We start from the raw sequence: 17,181 nt of genomic DNA on the forward strand, positions 1-17,181 counted from the left end.
CAATCCATTCCTCTTTCGCCAAATTCCGCCTGTACTAATCACTTAACTCACGTTAAATAATCGATAAGCTTGCTATATTACTAAGTGAATAAAATGTATCTGCATTATTACTCCAACCAGTAATCTCAATAATGGCGTCAGTGGTGGCAAGAAATCCACTAACATTATCATTAATAGCCAAGAACGTCTGCTGATTATCACCTGTACCGACGGTAAATGTCGCCGCTTGGTTAGCAGCAAAATTAGTAGTATTCAATAAACTTTGGATTTTAGCCTCATTTAAGATGTTAATCGTGCCAAATTGGATTACATTGCTGGCGCTTACAGCTAATGGTGCATCGATAGTATCTACGCTAATCTTAAAGTCTTGAATCACATCAAAATTAGACAGTAACGAATCACTCAATGACTCAAAAACAAATGTATCACGACCCTTACCGCCAACTAAAATATCACCGCCAGCACCGCCGATGATTGTATCATTACCACTTTCACCTGAGAGTTTATCATTGCCGTCAAATCCTGAGAGTTGATCATCACCATTGCCACCGTAAAGTAGGTCATTACCATCAAAACCTACTAAATCATCACTACCGTTCCCACCATAAAGTGAGTCAGCACCAGCTAATCCCAACAGCTCATCGTTACTGTCACCGCCATAAATTTTGTCATTGCCAGCATTACCAATAAGTTCATCATTACCACTGCCACCATTGAGAAGTAAATCTGGCACTGGATTGTCATCATTAACAATTTTTGCTACGAGTTGACTGGTGTTAACATAAACGACGGAGTAGCGGTCAATAACAGTCCTGACTAGAGCTGTATCGTACATATAGCTAACAATACTATCAGCAACGCCATCATTGTTATTGTCAGTCTCTTCTGATATCAGCTTGCCAAAGCTATCGTATTTGTAAGTAGTCAGCGTATCAATAATGCCATCATTATTATTGTCAGTCTCTTCTGATATTAACTTGCCTTCAACATCATAGCTATCAGTGGAGACTGCATCAGCCTGAGTGTCGTCGTTGTTGTTATTAGTTACGCTTGTGCGTCCGTATGTGGCACTGAAGGAAGGCTCATACAAGCCACCACTATAAAATACTAGGTTACCGTAGCTATCATAGGCGTAAGTGATAGTAAATTTTTCCTCCAGAGCCTCATAAGTTGCGGAGGTTATACGGCCGTAGGGGTCATAAGTATAAGTAGTCAAGAGTTGATACCCTTTCCCATCGCCATCATAGTCCATGCTTTGGGATGTCTCGTTGCCATAAGCATCGTAGGTAAAGAGGTGGCTATCTACAACTTGATTATCTACGTAAGATGCCGAAGAAATCTGATTACCGCTGGCATCGTAGGTATAAAATGTAGAGTATACATCGATGCTTGTGGATGTGATGTTGCTGTTGGCATCGTAAGTATAATAAGTAGAGTTTGCGGATGTAACGTTGGCATTGGCATCGTAGGTAAAACTATTTACGGGTTCAACTTTGCCGTCATCATCGTAGTCTTTGCTTACGGTTATTAAGTTGCCTTGAGCATCATAAGTGTAAATGGTTGGTTGATCGATCTTACCATCGCCATTTTCGTCAATACTTTCGGATGTGCGGTTACCCCTAATATCGTAGGTATAGGTGGTGATAGAGTCAGGTTTACCATCGCCATTGCTGTCAATTCCTTTGGATGTCAAGTTACCCTTGGCATTTATAGGTATAGGTAGTGATAGAGTCAGCTTTGCGATCGCCATTGTTGTCAATACTTTCGGATATCAAGTTGCTCTTGGCATCGTAAGTATAGATAGTATTAAAGTTAACTATACCGCCATAGTTGCCGTAGTCAATAGTTTTGGATTTGGATGTCCGGTTACCGAAGAAGTCGTAAGTATATATAGAGACAGAAACAAAATTACCGTCGTCCTCGTAGTCAATCTTTTCGGATACAAGGTTGCCTTCAGTATCGTAAGTATAAATAGCAAAATCATATGGTGACCCGTCATTATTCAGGTCATCATAGACAGATGTCAAGTTGCCTTTGTTATCGTAAGTAGCAGTGTAAAATACACTATCCGATAACAGGTTACCTTTAGCATCGTATGTATAAATGTAATTAAAGTCCAAGTAGAAGGACAAGATATCATAAGTAATAACCGAGTCTGCTACGCCATTACTATTGTTGTCAATACTCTCCGTGATCAGATCGCCGAAAGCGTTGTAAGTATAAGTTGTACTTGAACCCATGACTTTAATAAGCTAATGTAGCCGATGTAATTATTGATTTTAGCGAGTGCTAATTACTTTGTGTAGCAATTAATCTATTGCAATGAATTAAATGATGATTGTAATTAAGTGTAATATAATTACGCAACTAACTGAATTAAAACAAAACTAAAAGTGTAATAAAATCAATAATTTGCAAAAACAAGAGAATGAAGAAAGAGGGCTGATGTGAATGGCACGCTTGAAAAGCTAAAATCCATGAATCAGGCTCTTTGTTGGGGGTAGGGTGTGGGGTGTAGTCAGAAAATAAGAAAAATAGAATGGAAGTGCAAGCATTAATAAACTTCTTGATCACTACACCCCACACCCCACACCCCACACCCCACACCCCACACCCTCATCACTGTTGCAATGCCTACTACCACAAATAAAAGTGATAATAATACGCTTTCTTGACCAGATTATCATGTCCATGTGAGCGATGAGCGGCCGAGTCACGATGCCCTTGAATCCCTTGTTGGGCAGGCATTAGTGGTAGTTATCGGACGTGTTGAGATTTTTTCCTACAGTCATACCCTGGGCGATGGTATTCATCGTTATTAGGGATTAAAACATATGCTAATCTCATTGGCGATCGCATACGCCATAATTAAGATCATTTTTGCAACATCTACTCCATCTCATTGGAGCCAATTTATTCCCGCGATAATTTCCTATATTTCCTAAGATATCGCAATATTGCTTAATATATAAATATAACGAAGAGACTAAAAACGTTCAGTGTGTAATGGAATTATGAAATCATGCCTTACCGATAATCTTATTTTTATCACTTACAGCAGATTTCAAGTTGATAAAGTACACAATATAGGTCTCATGGTTGCTGAGCGGCTTGCCTTGAGCGTTCGCGTAGCGTCTCGTAGAGAAGCCGAAAGGAGTCGAAGTAAAGTCAGGTATAAAGCCTTTTTCCTTTCTGAATTCTGACGCCAAGCCGCGAACGTCTCTGGCTCCGCTCCTGAATTCTGAATTCTGCTGTATAAAATGTAAACCGCAAAAAATTTCTCCATTATCGCAAAAAATTTCTCCATTATTATGACTGTAAAACACCAGATCGAAAAAGACTTTCTTACGGCAACTACTATTATAAAGATAAATCAAGAAACAGAAAACGAAAAAGTTCTATGTTCTCATTGTCAGCGTACCGCTACGAACGGTATTAAATGTAAAGGGATTTGTGTTGCTGACAATGACTATTGAGATATGGATTTTTTTATCCCTGCAACCCGTATGGGTGAGCTACATTTCCAAGATTCTCCATCAATAAGCACAACCCTGAACTCAGGGGCAAGGGTGGGTACTGGGGCTTAGTCAGCGCAGTGAATAATTCAGCTATGCCAGTTGTTCAGTGAGTGCTGTAGTAAATCTCTACATACAGCAGAACTCAGAATACATTCGTCATAATTGAGAAGGAAAACAGACTTTATACCCGACTTTACTTCGACTCCTTTCGGCTTCTCTGCCAGACCGGAGGCGTAGCTTGCTTCCCCGTAAAGGTACGCTCAAGGCAAGCCGCTCAGTAACCATGAGACTTATATTGTATACTTCAGCAACTTGAAATCTACTGTAGCTGATACAGCATTTAGTTACTACGAAAGCAACTGGCTAGAAATAAACAACGCCAAATGGAACCTCAGAAGGTGAAAGATGTAAATAGGTGGCATTGCTCCCTTAACGCTTACAAGTGCGTATAATGCCCACACCGGGCTACACTAATCCCCGTACGGTATAGGTCATAAAACAACTACGCTTAATCATGTAGAAGAATCTACTTAATAAGTACAAGTAACAAAATTTATATACTCGATTATAATTACATAATTTCTTTGATATTTTACCAAAACATCATACTTTAATAGTCAATACTACTTACAAAGAATAGTGTAAAAAATAACTGTAAAATTATAAGATTGTGTTAAATTTAGTGATAACATTATAATAACTACTTAGTAAAGTGTTACAAGCAGCTTATTAACTAATTGTAACGATGCATAAATGCAAGTTTGGCATTTAACAAGTGAAACGTTATGCGAACAAGCGAACAAATAAAGGCAGAAACCAAGGAAAAATTTATTTTTTTCTTACCCTTCTTTGAATCCGCAGAACAGAACACGCAGGTATTAGAAAACCTTTGGCAACTCAAAGAAATAAAAGTGCAATTTCATATAGATAATTTTGGTACTGGCTACTCGTCTTTAAGTTACCTGCATAATTTTCCACTTAATGTATTAAAAATTAACCGCTCCTTTATCAATCAGATAGTTACTAGTAGTAAAAGGACAGAATTTTACTTTAGTTATAGGAAAATTCTATTTAATTTTTGAATAGAAATAATGATTAGACAACTGGAAACTTATCAATATAGAGAAGTACTTCGAGAAGATAATAGTACGGTTGTTTATCGCGGAATCAAAAAACTAGATCGAACACCTGTACTAATAAAATCCATTAAAACAGAGTACCCTACTCTCGAAGATATTGCTGGGTTAAAATATGAGTATAAAATTCTCCAATCGCTAGATATTGCCGGAGTTATTAAATGCTATGTATTAGAAGATAGACATCCGTTCTCGACGCTGATTTTAGAAGATTTTGGAGGAGAGCCTCTTTCAAAATACCTCAGTCAAAGATCACTCAATTTAAGTGAGTTTTTAGATATTGGAATTCAGCTTGCTGAAACACTGGGGAAACTGCATGAATACAAAGTTACTCACAAGAATTTAAAAACTGTTAATGTGCTGTTCAATCCGCAAACCAGACAAGTTAAAATTTATGATTTTAGCCTTGCTACTTATTTGTATGGAGAAAAGCAAAGAATTAGTAATCAGAATCTTTTTGAAGATGCCCTCGCTTATATATCGCCTGAGCAAACCGGGCGGATGAACCGCTTAGTTGATTACCGCACCGACTTTTATTCCTTAGGCATTGTTTTCTATGAAATGTTGACAGGACAATTGCCTTTTCAAAGTACTGAACCGCTAGAACTCGTTCATTGCCATATTGCTAGAACCCCAATTTCTCCTTGTATAACTGCCAAAAATCTGGGCTTAAGAGAAATTCCCCAGGCAGTTTCTGATATTGTAATGAAACTTTTGGCAAAGACAGCAGAAGAACGTTATCAAAATGCGTTGGGACTGAAAGCAGATTTGGAAACGTGTTTAAAGCTGCTACAAACTACAGGAAAAATTGCACCCTTCCAAGTGGGGCAATTAGATTTGTACAGCCAATTCTCGATTCCGCAAAAACTTTATGGTCGTGAAGTCGAGGTAGAAATTTTGATGGCTGCCTTTAAGCGCATCAGTCAAGGCACAACAGAAATGATGCTAGTAAGTGGCTACTCTGGGGTTGGTAAGTCATCTCTAGTCTATGAAGTTCATAAGCCAATTGTGCGACAGCGCGGGTATTTTATTTTCGGCAAGTTTGACCAGTTTAAACGTAATATTCCTTATGCTGCTGTGATTCAAGCGTTTCAAGAATTGATGCGGCAGTTGCTCACTGAAAGTAGCGAGCGGATTATTCTTTGGCGGGCAAAACTGTTAAAAGCGTTGGGTTATAATGGTCAGGTAATCATTGATGTGATTCCAGAAGTCGAGCGCATTATTGAATCCCAACCCGCAGTGCCACAACTGGGTGCATCAGAATCGCAAAACCGATTTAACCGCGTTTTTATACAGTTCATTTATGTATTTTGCAAAGTAGAACATCCTTTAGTATTATTTCTCGACGATTTGCAATGGGCAGATTCAGCATCATTGAAATTAATTCAATTGTTGATAAATGATCCAAATAGTAAATATTTATTGCTGATAGGTGCATACCGAGATAATGAGGTGAGTGCGACCCATTCACTAATGTTGACGCTTTCTGAACTTCAGCAAGCAAAGGCAGTTATGAACAACATTGTCCTTGAACCGTTACATCTGGTTCATGTTAGCCAGTTAATTGCCGATACATTTCAAAGTAATCAAGAGCAATGCCTGGCGACAAGCTCTACCCTGCGGGTTCTCCAAAGAAGTACGGCTTCGGGGGTGACGCTCGTACCCCTACGGGGAAGCAGGCTACGCGTAGCGTGTCGCAGACAAGACTTGCTACCCTACGGGAAGGCGTTGCGCCTGGGACAGGAATCGCCTATGCATAGCGGACGCACTAGAAGACTGCGGCCCCTTCGCCAGTGCGCGTCTACGCACTCTCTTGCAGAATTAGTCTTTAATAAAACTCAAGGTAATCCCTTCTTTTTATCGCAACTACTCAAATCGCTTTATCAAGATAACTTACTGTTTTTCAACTTTAATCAAGCTTGTTGGCAGTGGGACATTGAAAGGCTGCTAGATATCGACATCACTGATAATGTCGTTGAACTAATGGTCAGCCAAATTCAAAAGTTATTGCCAGTCACTCAGAACGTTCTCCAGTTAGGCGCTTGCATTGGTAACAAATTTACTTTAGAAGTGCTTAGTATTGTCAATGAAAAGCCGTTATCAGAGACGGCATTGGATTTATGGCCAGCGCTACAATTTGGGCTAATTTTGCCATTAAATCAATATTATAAAATTCCCTTAGTCATTGACCTAGAGGAATTTAAGAAGAGATATGATGACGAAGATACTTCACTTTTTGCTTCTTCTCACTCTCCAGTAATCCTCTATAAATTTTTGCATGACCGCGTACAACAAGCTGCATATTCGCTTATACCCCAAGCTGAACGCAGCCAAACGCACTTGAGAATTGGAGAGTTGTTACTTGAGCACACGCCAGAAGCAGAACTTGAAGAAAACATTTTTGAGATTGTTAATCAATTAAATATCGGCAGTCAGTTGCTGACTCAACAGCAGGATAAAGATAGACTAGTAGCACTAAATTTATTGGCCGGACAGAAAGCGATAAAAGCTACGGCTTATGAACCTGCGCTTAAGTATTTAAAGGTAGGATTGGAACTACTTTCAGAAACGAGTTGGCAGACAAATTATGATTTGACATTGGCACTATTTGTAGAAGTAACCTCAGCCGAGTTTCTAAATAATAATTTTGAGCGAACCGCAATACTGGCAGATATTGTTTTAAGTAATGCAAAAAATATTCTAGATCAAGTTAAGGTATATGAGATTAAAATTCAATATTGCGTTTCTCAGAACAAATTGAAGGAAGCGATCGCTATTATTTTACAAGTAATAGAAATGCTAGGAATTTCTCTAAGTCAAGAGCTTCCTCATGCCTTAACTCAACAGTATGAAAATTCATTGACGATTGAAAGTTTAAGTAGCTTGCCACCGATGACTGATGATTTTAAACTGGCAGCAATGCGAATTCTGGTGGCAGCAGGGCCTCCAACTTACTTTGCAGATGCTCAGTTGTTCACCTCAATTATCTTCACGATGGTGGGTCTCTGCATTCAGTATGGCAATTCGGCGATGGCAGCGTATGGCTATGCCTGCTATGGTTCAATTCTGGCAGGTCAGCTAGGAGAAATTGATGCTGCTTATCAATCTTGCCTCTTGGCTTTGAGACTTCTCGATCAATATAATGCTAAAGACCTTAAAGCCGAAATTTGTGAAATTTTTAATGGCCACGTTCGACATTTTAAAGACCCTCTTACTGCTGTATTAGAACCAATGTTAGAGGGCATTCAAAGTGGTTTAGAAGTTGGCAAAGTCCAATATGCTTCGTATATTGCTGCTTTTTATTCCGCTGCTTTGTTTTATACGGGTGAGAACTTAGAAAGCGTTGCTAAAAAGCTCGACCAACGATTAGAATTACTAAACAGTTTGAAAACTCAAGTCTGCATTGATTATGCCAAAATTTGGCGACAGATGGTAGCAAATTTGGTAGGCGACTCAACACACAAGTTTGAACTGGTTAGTGATCGCTTTAACGAAACAGAAATTTTAAATACGTTAATTGCAGCTGATAATCAAACAGCTCTCTCTGCTCTTTACCTAGCCAAAACGCATCTACTCTATTTATATAGAGAGTACGCTCAAGCGATCCAAAATGCAGCGATCGCAGAACGTTATATCGGTAGTGTTATGGGGACAATAAATGTCTCCGAACATAGTTTTTATTATATGCTGGCTTTGCTGGGGCAGTATCCCTATGCAACTATTAAAGAACAATATGAGTACTTGCAAATAGTGGAGTTACGCCAACAGCAGATGGAAAAATTGGCGAAGACCGCGCCGATGAACTTTCTGCATAAGTATGAATTAGTTGAAGCAGAAAGAGCAAAAGTTTTGGGGCAGTATGATCGAGCAATGGAGTATTATGATCGGGCAATTCAAAACGCACGAGAATATGGTTATTTCCAAGAAGAAGCGCTAGCTGCGGAACTAGCGGCAGAATTTTACTTTATACGCGGTAGAGAACGGATTACCAAAGACTATTTAACAGATGCTTTCTACGGTTATTTGCGCTGGGGCGCAATGGCAAAAGTTCAAGATTTAAGAGAACGCTATCCCCAAGTCTTCCTCAAAGAGCAAACGCTAATAGGGATTGCACCCAACTATACAACCAAAATCAGCTTAGCAGCTTTAGATTTAGCTACTGTCATTAAAGCTTCTCAAGTACTTTCTGATGAAATTATTCAGAGTAAATTGCTTGAAAAATTAATGAACAGCATGATTGAAAATGCGGGGGCAAGAGCCGGGATGCTTCTCTTACAAGAGCAAGATCAATGGGTTCTGGTAGTGGAGGGATTTGTAGACAAAGACAATGCTATTGTACTGCCAGCTAGGCCAATAGAAACAAAGCCAATTTTGCCTGTAGCATTAATTAACTATGTTGCTAGAAGTCAATCTACTTTGGTATTAGATGACGCAACTGAAGAAAAATTGTTTACCAATGATCTTTATATTCTAAAAAATCGACCTAAATCTGTGCTTTGTTTGCCGATTATTTATCAGAGTCAACTTAAATGTATTCTTTACTTAGAAAACAACTTAACTAAAGGTGCGTTTACCCAAAACCATGTAGAAGTATTGAGTTTAATAGCTTCCCAGGCAGCAATTTCTCTAGAAAACGCCGGATTTTACCAAGAATTGCAAACATACTCGCAAAAGTTAGAGAGCAAAAATGCCCAGTTGAGTCAAATCAATATATCACTAGCGGCTGAAATTAGCGATCGCCAGCGCCGAGAAGTTGAGCGCAAGCAAGCTCAAGAAGCCCTGTTTCAAGAAAAAGAGCTAGCCCAAGTGACATTGCAATCAATTGGAGATGCAGTTATCACTACGGATGCTCAGGGCCTAGTACAGTATCTGAATCCCATCGCCGAAAAACTGACAGGCTGGAGCCAATCAGAAGCACAAGGGTTATCGCTGTCTGAAGTCTTTCAAATTGTCAACGAAACAACTCGTGAACCAGTGGCAAATCCCCTCGAAAAAGCTCTACGCGAAGGTCATACTGTCGGTCTTGCAAACCATACAATCTTGATTGCACGCAATGGGGATGAGTTTGCCATTGATGATTCCGCCGCTCCGATTCGTGCTAGCAACGGTCAGATCATCGGGGCAGTCATGGTATTTCATGATGTGTCCCATACCCGCAGCCTATCTCGGCAACTTTCCTGGCACGCTAGTCATGATGCCTTAACTGGACTAGTAAATCGACGCGAGTTTGAACATCACCTAGAGCAGGCTATTAAAGATGCTAAGATGCACAATGAGCAACACGCCCTTTGCTATCTAGATTTAGACCAATTTAAAATCGTCAATGATACCTGTGGTCATCTTGCTGGCGACGAACTCTTGCGTCAGGTGACAGCATTATTTCAAAGTCAGGTGCGTAAGACGGACACTTTAGCTCGCATAGGTGGCGATGAATTTGGCTTACTCCTTAATCAATGCCCACTAGAACAGGCACAACGGGTTTCCAATTCCATACGTCAGAAAGTTCAGGAATTTCGATTTGTCTGGCAAGAAAAACTTTTTGCCATTGGCGTCAGTATTGGATTAGTGATGATTCATACTAATAGTGAAAGTGTTGCTCATGTATTAAGTCTTGCAGATGCTGCTTGTTATGCAGCTAAAAATCGGGGGCGCAATCGGGTACACGTTTATCAAGTAGACGATGTTGATCTATTACAACAACAGGGCGAAATGGAATGGGTAACACGTATTGCTCATGCTCTGGAAGAAAATCGATTTTGTCTTTACTACCAAACGATTATCCCTGTTGTGCCAACTGAGATCACAGAACAACATTATGAAGTCCTTTTGCGCTTGCAAGACGAAACTGGCTCTTTGGTATTACCTATGGCATTTATTCCTGCCGCAGAACGTTATAACCTCATGCATTTAATTGATCGCTGGGTAATTCGTACCCTTTTTGCTACTCAAGGGCAACACTATCGTAATGTCTGGAATGAATGCCAATTAAAGAATCACGAATGTAATTGTATTTATGCGATTAATCTTTCAGGTGCAAGTATCAATGATGAGCAATTTATTGAATTTTTACATGAGCAATTTGCTTTGCATCAAATTCCACCCCAAATGATCTGTTTTGAGATTACTGAAACTGTTGCCATTAGTAACTTAAGTAAAGCTGTTTTATTTATCAGTGAATTAAGAAGCCTCGGCTGTCGCTTTGCGCTAGATGACTTCGGTAGTGGAATGTCATCTTTCACTTATCTCAAAAACCTGCCTGTAGATTTTCTCAAAATTGATGGCAGCTTTATTAAGCAGATTTTGGACAATCCTATTGATTTAGCTATGGTTGAAGCTATTAATCATGTTGGGCATATTATGGGGATTCAAACTATTGCAGAGTTTGTTGAAAATGATGCAATCTTAGAAAAAATTAAAGTTCTTGGAGTGAATTACGCTCAAGGGTACAGCATCGCAAAGCCTTGTCCCTTGCTGTGACTTTGACCACTAAATATTCAATCCCTAATCCCGTAGCCAATAGCCCAAACCACCGCAATCCCGTAGCCAATAGCCCAAACCACCGCATCCAAATTTATCTTTTTGTTAGGGCATAAATTCACCAATATTAAAGTGGGGCAGCGATATTTTATAAGTGGAAACAAGCAAGTTCAGCGTAAGTATCCATTTCATTGCCGCTCCAGGGCTGGCTTGACCTGCCATAACCGCGACGGTCATGAATTATCAAGTCTATTTGGAAGGTTACTGGATGCTTTCAAGAAGAATGCAGAATTCAGAATCAATTAGTGGGGAATTTAGACCTGCCAATAATTGTAGACCACCAAATTTTTAATTTGGTGGAGGACTTAAACTCGGCTATACCCCTACAGAGAAGCAAGCTACATCCGCCAGCGATGCACTGAGTTTCGACTACTTCGGCTACGCTCAGTACAAGTGCGCTCAATTACCGCCAGTCGAAGTGTCATACATAATTCATTCTGAATTCTGACTCCTGACTCCTGACTTCTTTGTTGTTAAATCTGCGCCATGCCCCCATCAACGAAGAGTTCGATGCCGTTGACAAAGCTGCTGTCATCAGATGCAAGAAAGACGACAGCTTTAGCAATCTCGTCTGGCGTACCCACTCGTCCGAGCGGGATGGTGTTAGCCTGCATTGCCACAAATCCCTGTACCTGCTCCTCACTCAGTCCCATCAGGTTGTAGCCAGGAGTAGGAACCACGCCAGGGCTGATAGCGTTGACACGAATCTTGCGCTCTTTGAGGTCGAGTGTCCAGTTACGTGCAAACGAGCGCACGGCAGCTTTGGTGGCGCTGTAAACGCTGAATGCTGGAGTACCCTTGATAGAAGTAGTCGAAGCATTTAGGACAATCGAAGCCCCTTCTGGCAACAAAGGCAATGCCTTCTGTACTGTGAAAAGCAGACCTTTAACATTAGTGTTGAATGTTTTGTCAAAGTGTTCCTCAGTGATTGATCCAAGCGGGGCAATTCCCCCACCTCCAGCATTGGCGAAGATAACATCAAGGCGACCTTTTTCTTGCTCAATCGTAGCGAAAAGGCTATCAAGGTCTGTAAGATTCGAGGCATCACTCTGAACGCCAGTGACGTTTTTGCCGATCTCTTTGACGGCAGCATCAAGTTCATGCTGACGGCGACCGGTGATGAAGACATATGCACCTTCGGCGACGAATCGCTTTGCAGTAGCAAGACCGATGCCGCTAGTGCCACCTGTAATCAGCGTGACTTTTTCTGAAAGCTTCTGTGACATGGTGATGTTTTTGGAGTAAGGTTTAGCGATTGCAAGTTTTAATTACATATCGTTCAAGCTGTAAAGCCACCATCAATCTTCAGGCTGGCGCCAGTGATAAAGGCGGCTTCCGGACTAGCGAGATAGGAAACCATGCCAGCAACTTCATCGCTCTGTCCGTAGCGACCGAGGGCAATTATCTTTTTCAATCCATCAGCAAATGGCCCATCTGCTGGGTTCAGATCAGTGTCAATCGGGCCGGGTTGAATGTTGTTGACTGTGATGCCGCGAGGGCCAAGATCGCGGGCAAGACCGCGTGTAAAGCTGGCGATTGCCCCTTTCGTCAACGCATAAACCGAGAGACCAGCAAAAGGGGTAGAATCACTATTAACGCTGCCGATCATGATAATCCGTCCACCCTCACCCATATGGCGAATCGCCTCCTGAGTTGCTACGAAAACGCCCTTGACGTTCACCGCAATGAGTCGGTCAAACTCATCCATTGAGAACTGCTCGATTGGAGCTAAAGTGGCAACCCCCGCATTATTGACGAGGATGTCGAGACGACTAAAGGTTTTTACTGTCTCAGTAACAGCGTGTTTTATCGCTTCAACATCGGCACTGTCAGCGCGGATTGCCAAGGAGCTTCCACCTGCCGCTTCAATGACGCGTACAACCTCGTCAGCTTTTTGGGGTGAACTGGTATAGGTGAGAGCAACTGCTGCACCATCCTGGGCGAGACGAAGGGCGATCGCCGCCCCTAGACCGCGTGAACCGCCCGTAACCAATGCAACTTTACCTGCAAGTGTTTTTGCCATAATTTGCTCCGCTGGGCAATAATAGTTGCTAACTAATGTTTTTTTACCAATCGATACAAAAAGTATCCCTTGATTCAATCTTGGTGTCAAGAAAGTTTTATACTTAAAGGTATGGAAACAAGAAAGTCTCATAGAGCGCAAGGACGCCCTCGTGCTTTCGATATAGAGGAAGCTTTAGAGCAAGCTTTGCAAATGTTTTGGCGCAAGGGCTATCTAGGAACATCCCTTACGGATCTAACAGAGGCGATGGGTATTAATCGTCCGAGCCTCTATGCTACCTTTGGCAATAAGGAAACTTTATTCCGCAAGGTGCTTGATCGCTATAATGAGAGGCAAACAGCCTACCTTCGTGAAGCACTTCAGGAGCCAACCGCACGTAGAGTCATTGAGCGGATGATGCATGGCATTGTTGACTTGGTGACTAATCCATGCAATCCGTCAGGATGTCTGTTTGCCCAGAGTATGCTTTCATGTGCAGATCCGGACGATCCGCTCTATCAAGAACTGGCAGAACGTCGAGTATCAGGTGAAGTCGCAATACACCATCGCTTCGAGCGTGCCTTATCAGAAGGTGACTTACCGTCTGATACTGATGCTGCTGCCCTTGCTCGCTTTGTCGTAACGGTCAACTTTGGGATATCTGTCCAAGCAGCGAGTGGAGCCAGCCGCGCTGAACTTCTACAGGTTGTTCAGATGGCGTTGCGAGCCTGTTCTCTATAAAGAAATGCTAAAACTTTCTCCGTTCACTTTGGAGAACTTCTGTCGCTTTCTGAGCAGGTAGCGGTCGATAAAATAGGAAGCCTTGTACATCTTCACAGTGAATAGATTTCAAAAAGTCCAATTCCTCTTGGTTCTCTACCCCTTCGGCGGTAAGCCTTAACCCTAGACTCCGGCCTAAGCTAACTATAGCCTTGACAATATGAGCCACTTTAACATCTGTCGTCAAATCTCGGATGAAAGACCTGTCGATTTTCAGATTGTGGAGTGGCAACAGCTGTAGACGAGAGAGGGAAGAATGACCTGTACCAAAGTCATCGATAGAGAGAAGAACGCCCATGCTCTCTAGGGCTTCTAGTAAGGTTCTGGTGAAGTTGAGATCCTCTATGGCTGTCGATTCTGTAATTTCTAACTCCAAAAAGTGTGGCTCTAGCCCTGTCTGTTTTAAAATTCTGGCTACAGTCTCCACTAATTTGGGCTGTCGGAACTGCTTAAGAGAAAGATTGACGGCGATAGTTAGGGGTGGCAAGCCAGCGTCTTGCCAAGCTTTATTCTGCCTACAAGCTGTTTGCAATACCCATTCGCCAATGGGAACAATTAATCCACTTTCTTCGGCGAGGGGAATGAAGACATTAGGCGCAACCAATCCCATCTCAGGATGCTGCCAGCGTAACAAAGCCTCCATGCCAGTAATTTTTCCTGTGACGATGTTCACTCGCGGTTGATAGTACAGCGTTAATTCTTTTTGTTCTAAGGCATAACGCAGATTTTTCTCTAAAGTCAAGAGTTCGGGATTCTTAGCATCTAGGGAAACGCTGTAAAATTGGTAGTTATTCTTTCCTTTATCTTTGGCGTGATACAAAGCAGCATCGGCGTGCTGGATTAGGGTTTCAGCATCAGGACTGCGTTGATCAAGCAACGCTATCCCAAGGCTGGCACTGATGTAAAGTTCGTGTTCTTGAAGATAGAAAGGATTTTCTAAGGCTTGTAAAATTCTCTGAGCTAGCTGAGCTAACTCTTCTTGCTGATTCACTTGAGGAAGTAAGATAGTGAATTCATCACCCCCCCAGCGAGCTAGGGTGTCTTTGCTTGTGAGGGAGTCTTTCAATCTTTGAGCAACGCCTTGTAATAGTTCGTCTCCTAGCGTGTGTCCTAGAGTGTCATTGATGATTTTGAACCGATCTAGGTCGAGGAACATTACGGCTAAATTTTCGCCATGCCGCGCCGCGTTGGCTAGGCTGATTTCAAGTGATGCATTAAATTGGAGGCGATTAGGCAACCCAGTTAGCAAATCGTGTAGGGCCTGATAGCGAATCTTTTCCTCTACCTGCTGGCGCTGCCTAGCACCAATGATACTGGCAGCCATTGTCAGGAGTGTAGATTCTTCATGCCGTGACCAATGCCGTTCTGAAGTACAGTCTGCTAAGCCAAGGTAACCCCAAAACTCTGTCTCTAGCCTGAGAGGCACTAAAAGGAGGGATTGAATGCCATCTCGGCTGAGTAGCTGCTGTTCAGCGGCAGGAAATTCTTGGGTAAGTCCACTAATGGACTGTCCGCTAGAGAGAGTAGTATACCAACGGATGAGGGCAGAAGCTTCATAAGGCTGATTTTGCCAATGGTCGCGCGATGGTTCAGAGGTGCGCGTCCATTCAAACCGCAGGCTTACCGCTATTTCTCCTGTAGTGGGATGAAGATGGTTCTGGAAGAGGTAAACCCGATCCACTTCGGCAGCTTCGCCCAGCACCGCCAGCACTCTGTCAATAGCTGTCTCGTAGTTCATTTCCGCCAGTAAGTAATTGGCGGCTTCTGCAACTGCCTGTAGTAAGCGATCGCGCTGACGCAGTTCGGCTATAGCTTGTTTTTGTTCTGTAATATCTCTGACAATAAAAGTTCTAATTAAATCACTTTCAGGAAGATAGTGAACGGATTGTTCAAAAACTTCTGTGCCAACTTTTACCTCTCGAACAAAAGGATTTGTCTTAAGATTCTTAACAGCACTTAGAAGACCTGCTAGTAACGGGTGTTGCTTCCCAGCTTCTCTAAGTTTGGGAAACTTGAGAAACGCAGCTGGATTAAGATAAGTCACTGTCCCTTCTAAATCCGTTTCGATAATTGAATTGGGAATTAGTTCAGGGAAGGATGCTAAGCGAGCTAAAGCAGTCTCACTAACTCCTTCAAAACTCGGATCGATAATTGCGGTTTGAAAAGGATTGGCAGGATTAGCTTGCTCTGATAAGAAGCCAGACAGGTCTTCAACTTGGCAAGATTCAGAAAATGCTTTTTCAGAAAGGTTAGAAATAGCATAATATTTAGCCTGAGCTTGATTATCGCCAAATAATATGACATCTCCATGTCTGAGTTCATGAGAGAAGCATTGACAGCCATTAACGAATAAGCCATTAGTACTCCCTTTCCCCTTGAAGTTGCCATCAATAATCCGAAAGCCATATTGGTCGGTCTGTGGAAGAGTTACCCGCAATAAAATGGCGTGTTGCTTGGATACTGACCGGGAACGGAGGACAATAGAGTTTCCACTATGTCGTCCAAGAGAATAAGTAGTTTCTTGCAGGGGTATAGTTCGCTCCCCTTGCAGGTCTTGGACGACCAACAGGTGGCGTATTTTTTCCCGCTCTTTTCCTGACATACCCCTTCCTCAAATCCTCATATCTTTGGGTCTTCATCCAAAAAACATTGCTCTCATTAAAGCTGCTTTCTCAACTCATGAATCAGATTTTAAACTTTGACCCTGCGGTTACCGTCCTTGATCTTATTCCTTTGTTAGACTCCCAGAATAAATTCAAATATCTAATACAAACATAGTATATTTGCGGATTTTTGTTTTGAAATGGGAGAAAATCACGAGAATGTCAAATATATAAAGCTATTAAATTAATTATTAAAACAAGTTGAGAAGTTTTTAGCGTAATTCCTTAGCTCAAAAAAATAATATTTTTAATAAAAGATTACTGTTATAAATAGTAAGTGAAAGCAAAAAATATAAAATATATTCGTAATTTGATCTTAATGCTAACAATCTTATTTTAAAGTGTTTTGTCAGGGATATAATAACAATTAAGTTGACTAGAAAGTGTTAACTGAAAGTATTGTACTATCCAAAGATTTTTGGCGGTACGTGATGTCGAGAAATTTTTAAACTTCTTTAAAAATACTATTTTGCAATCGGACAATTGTAGTTATGAATCTCCGAATGAGGCTCATAACTTAGTTGATATTCAATTGCTTATTGAGT

9 protein-coding genes are annotated in these 17,181 nt (G+C 41.5%); 4 read left to right on the forward strand and 5 right to left on the reverse strand.

Features of this window, described 5'->3' with window-relative positions; translation table 11 throughout:
- Nucleotides 1–52: 52 nt before the first annotated feature.
- Together WKK05_RS02995 and WKK05_RS03000 are read right to left on the reverse strand one after the other, a co-directional pair.
- Nucleotides 53–1,750: a bluetail domain-containing putative surface protein gene (locus WKK05_RS02995; RefSeq protein WP_341528326.1), complete on the reverse strand. Its 1,698-nt coding sequence runs from the start codon at nucleotides 1,748–1,750 to the stop codon at nucleotides 53–55.
- A complete protein-coding gene (locus WKK05_RS03000; protein WP_341528327.1) occupies nucleotides 1,695–2,240 on the reverse strand; it encodes a hypothetical protein in 546 nt (181 codons plus the stop codon). Before WKK05_RS03000 ends, WKK05_RS02995 begins: the two co-directional genes overlap by 56 nt.
- A 453-nt stretch (nucleotides 2,241–2,693) precedes the next feature.
- Between WKK05_RS03000 and WKK05_RS03005 the strand changes: the two genes are divergently transcribed.
- From WKK05_RS03005 to WKK05_RS03015, 3 genes are all read left to right on the forward strand, one after another.
- Complete coding sequence (locus WKK05_RS03005; protein ID WP_341528328.1) at nucleotides 2,694–2,822, forward strand: hypothetical protein; 129 nt, start codon at nucleotides 2,694–2,696, stop codon at nucleotides 2,820–2,822.
- A 1,481-nt stretch (nucleotides 2,823–4,303) separates the two neighbouring features.
- Nucleotides 4,304–4,600: an EAL domain-containing protein gene (locus WKK05_RS03010; protein ID WP_341528329.1), complete on the forward strand. Its 297-nt coding sequence runs from the start codon at nucleotides 4,304–4,306 to the stop codon at nucleotides 4,598–4,600.
- A 9-nt stretch (nucleotides 4,601–4,609) separates the two neighbouring features.
- Nucleotides 4,610–11,131 (forward strand): EAL domain-containing protein, encoded by a 6,522-nt coding sequence (locus WKK05_RS03015; protein WP_341528330.1) that lies wholly within the window; start codon nucleotides 4,610–4,612, stop codon nucleotides 11,129–11,131.
- 533 nt (nucleotides 11,132–11,664) lie between these two features.
- On the opposite strand, the gene WKK05_RS03020 is transcribed toward WKK05_RS03015, so the two are convergent.
- Nucleotides 11,665–12,417, reverse strand: coding sequence for an SDR family oxidoreductase (locus tag WKK05_RS03020; RefSeq protein WP_341528331.1), 753 nt, complete (start codon nucleotides 12,415–12,417; stop codon nucleotides 11,665–11,667).
- A 53-nt stretch (nucleotides 12,418–12,470) separates the two neighbouring features.
- A complete protein-coding gene (locus tag WKK05_RS03025; RefSeq protein ID WP_343224891.1) occupies nucleotides 12,471–13,214 on the reverse strand; it encodes a 3-oxoacyl-ACP reductase family protein in 744 nt (247 codons plus the stop codon).
- A gap of 111 nt (nucleotides 13,215–13,325) precedes the next feature.
- Between WKK05_RS03025 and WKK05_RS03030 the strand changes: the two genes are divergently transcribed.
- On the forward strand, nucleotides 13,326–13,934 hold the full coding sequence (locus tag WKK05_RS03030; protein ID WP_341528333.1) for a TetR/AcrR family transcriptional regulator: 609 nt from the start codon (nucleotides 13,326–13,328) through the stop codon (nucleotides 13,932–13,934).
- Nucleotides 13,935–13,941: 7 nt separating this feature from the next.
- Here the strand turns inward: WKK05_RS03030 and WKK05_RS03035 are convergent, their stop codons facing one another.
- A complete protein-coding gene (locus WKK05_RS03035) occupies nucleotides 13,942–16,575 on the reverse strand; it encodes an EAL domain-containing protein (protein WP_341528334.1) in 2,634 nt (877 codons plus the stop codon).
- Nucleotides 16,576–17,181: the final 606 nt, after the last annotated feature.

Origin of the sequence: Nostoc sp. UHCC 0302 (genome assembly GCF_038096175.1) — a bacterium.
Taxonomy (GTDB): domain Bacteria; phylum Cyanobacteriota; class Cyanobacteriia; order Cyanobacteriales; family Nostocaceae; genus UHCC-0302.

Coding starts and splice junctions, on each gene's coding strand:
- WKK05_RS02995 (WP_341528326.1), bottom strand. CDS start 1,750: ATGGCGATCGCAAAGCTGACTCTATCACTACCTATACCTATAAATGCC.
- WKK05_RS03025 (WP_343224891.1), bottom strand. CDS start 13,214: ATGGCAAAAACACTTGCAGGTAAAGTTGCATTGGTTACGGGCGGTTCA.
- WKK05_RS03010 (WP_341528329.1), top strand. CDS start 4,304: ATGCGAACAAGCGAACAAATAAAGGCAGAAACCAAGGAAAAATTTATT.
- WKK05_RS03015 (WP_341528330.1), top strand. CDS start 4,610: ATGATTAGACAACTGGAAACTTATCAATATAGAGAAGTACTTCGAGAA.
- WKK05_RS03000 (WP_341528327.1), bottom strand. CDS start 2,240: ATGGGTTCAAGTACAACTTATACTTACAACGCTTTCGGCGATCTGATC.
- WKK05_RS03020 (WP_341528331.1), bottom strand. CDS start 12,417: ATGTCACAGAAGCTTTCAGAAAAAGTCACGCTGATTACAGGTGGCACT.
- WKK05_RS03035 (WP_341528334.1), bottom strand. CDS start 16,575: ATGTCAGGAAAAGAGCGGGAAAAAATACGCCACCTGTTGGTCGTCCAA.
- WKK05_RS03030 (WP_341528333.1), top strand. CDS start 13,326: ATGGAAACAAGAAAGTCTCATAGAGCGCAAGGACGCCCTCGTGCTTTC.